General features: G+C 61.2%; 2 protein-coding genes. Both read right to left on the bottom strand.

Annotated features, from left to right (window positions below; genetic code table 11):
* Positions 1-64: 64 nt before the first annotated feature.
* A complete protein-coding gene (locus EOA86_RS30750) occupies positions 65-757 on the bottom strand; it encodes a TIGR02453 family protein (RefSeq protein WP_128345056.1) in 693 nt (230 codons plus the stop codon).
* Positions 757-2,410, bottom strand: a 1,654-nt coding sequence (ligA, locus tag EOA86_RS30755) for an NAD-dependent DNA ligase LigA (RefSeq protein WP_128345054.1), incomplete at its 5' end; no start/stop codon positions are given. The genes ligA and EOA86_RS30750, both read right to left, overlap by 1 nt.

Below are 2,410 nucleotides of genomic sequence, written 5' to 3' on the forward strand. Positions count from 1 at the left end.
ATGATCAGCGGAAATGATCGCCGCAGCCATGTTGCACGTCAGGCCCTGCGCCATCCTTCGGAGATTAATCCACCGGGACCCTGGCTTCGATCGCCCTGCCCCAGTCGAGCAGCGGCTTGGCCCGCAAGGCGAAATCGACAAGCTCGTCGACCAATGCCGGCCCATAGATTCCCGCAGGGTCGATTTCGTACCGGACGGCGAAATGCCGGTTGCGGATGGCCGCCGCGAGATCAGCCTCCGTGACATGCTCGAAGCCGCGTGGCGCTCGCTTCATGCAACCTTCCGCATCGAGTTCGAGACGGTTTTTCTTCAGCGCTTTGATGAGCGCCCGGAATTCGCCCGGCCGCGTCGCGACGGCGTTGCGCATCGCCAGCAACAGCGACGGCCCGGGCTGCCACCAGGCAACGCCGGCAAAGCAGCGCTCAAGCCCGATATGGACGAAGAATACCCCCTGCTCCATCTTGGTGCCGTCAGGCGAAAGGATCGCCGACAGATGCCGGTTGTAAGGACTTTTGTCCCTGGAGAAACGCACGTCGCGATTGATCCGGAACAGCGACTTCTTGCGATCGCCGCGCAAACCCAGCCCCGCTGCCGTGAAGCGCTCGGAGAGAGTTTCGACCAGATCGCCGAAAGGGTCGCGCAGCTCGCGTTCGAAGAGCTCGCGGTTTTCCAGAAACCATTCCCGGCTCTGATGAAAATCGAGCGCCTTGAGGAAGGGAATGGCCTTTTGGCCGAAACCGCTAAATGCAGCGGCCATCATGCTCCTTTGCCGATCCGCTGCAACCAAGTGTCCTCGTCGATCACCTCGATGCCGAATTTGGTCGCGTCCTTCAGCTTGGAACCGGCCCCTGGGCCTGCCACCACGAGATCGGTCTTCGCAGAGACTGAGCCGGCGACCTTCGCGCCGAGACGTTCAGCCATCGCCTTGGCCTCGGGGCGTGTCATCTTTTCCAGCGTGCCTGTAAACACGATCGTCTTGCCGGCGACCGCATTGCCGGCTGAGACGTTCACAATGTACGGCTTCGGGTGGACCTGCGCGAGCAAGACTTCAAGCACCTCGTCGTTGCGTTCATTGCCGAAGAAATCGCGAAGCGCGCCTATCACCGTGTCGCCGATGCCATTGATCGATGGGAAAACGGTGTGTGGATCGGCCGCCGCCGCAGTCTCCTTGCCGATGCGGATCAACTCCTCAATGGTTGAGAAGGTTCGGGCAAGTACAGCGGCCGTGGTCTCGCCGATATGGCGGATACCCAGCGCGAAAATAAAGCGATCGAGTTCCGGTTCGCGGCGAGCGTCGATGGCGGCGAACAGCTTGTCGAGACCTTCGTAGTTGCGTTCCTCCACACCGCGCACATTCTTGCGCGTCTTGCCCGATGCGGCCTCGCGCTGCCTGGCCTGCTCCTCGCGCCGCTCAGCCAGCGCCTTGGTCACGGCGGGACGGCGATCCCTAAGAGTAAAGATATCGGCGGCTGTTTTGATCAATCCCGCATTGAAGAACAGGTCTATGTTTTCGGCGCCCAGGCCTTCGATATCCATGGCGCCACGTGACACGAAGTGGCGCAATCCTTCCACGGCCTGCGCGGGACAGATCAGTTCGCCGGTGCAGCGTCGGCGGGAATCTTCCTTGCCGGTCTTTTCGTTGATCTCGCGCGTTGCGGGTGAGCCACAGATTGGACAGGTCTGCGGGAATTCGTAGGGCACGGCATCAGCGGGGCGCTTGTCGATAACGACGCTGACGATCTGCGGAATGACGTCGCCCGCCCGCTGGATGACGACTGTGTCGCCAATACGCACGTCACAGCCGTCGCGGATTGGCTGGCCGTTGCTGTCGAGACCCTTGATGTAGTCTTCATTGTGAAGCGTGACATTTTCGACCACCACGCCGCCAACCGTGACGGGCGCAAGCCGTGCAACGGGCGCCAGGGTGCCGGTGCGGCCGACCTGAATGTCGATCCTGAGCACGGTCGTCATTGCCTGTTCGGCAGGAAATTTATGAGCGATAGCCCAGCGTGGTTCGCCAGTGGCGAAACCCCATCTGCGCTGCAATTCCAACTGGTCCACCTTGTAGACGACGCCGTCGATGTCGTAGCCGAGCGACGAGCGCTGGGCCTCGATCAGGTGATAGTGCGCGACCAGATCGTCGACCGACTTCGCCCGCACCATCAGCGGACTGATCTTGAACCCCCACTCAGCGAATTTTTGCACTGAATCGTATTGCGTCGGAGCGGGATCCCCTGACGTGTAGCCCCAGGCGTAGGCTAAGAACTTGAGGTTGCGGCTGGCGGTAACGGACGGATCCTTCTGACGCAGGGATCCGGCCGCCGTATTGCGCGGATTGACATAGTCCTGGCCGCCAACCGCCGCCGACCGTTCCTTCAAAGCCTCGAACTCCGCATAGGTCATATAGACC

The sequence above is a fragment of the Mesorhizobium sp. M5C.F.Ca.IN.020.32.2.1 genome, assembly GCF_004023105.1.
Taxonomy (GTDB): Bacteria; Pseudomonadota; Alphaproteobacteria; order Rhizobiales; family Rhizobiaceae; genus Mesorhizobium; species Mesorhizobium wenxiniae.

Excerpts from the sequence above, each read along its gene's own strand:
- EOA86_RS30750 (WP_128345056.1), bottom strand. The coding sequence starts at position 757 with ATGGCCGCTGCATTTAGCGGTTTCGGCCAAAAGGCCATTCCCTTCCTC.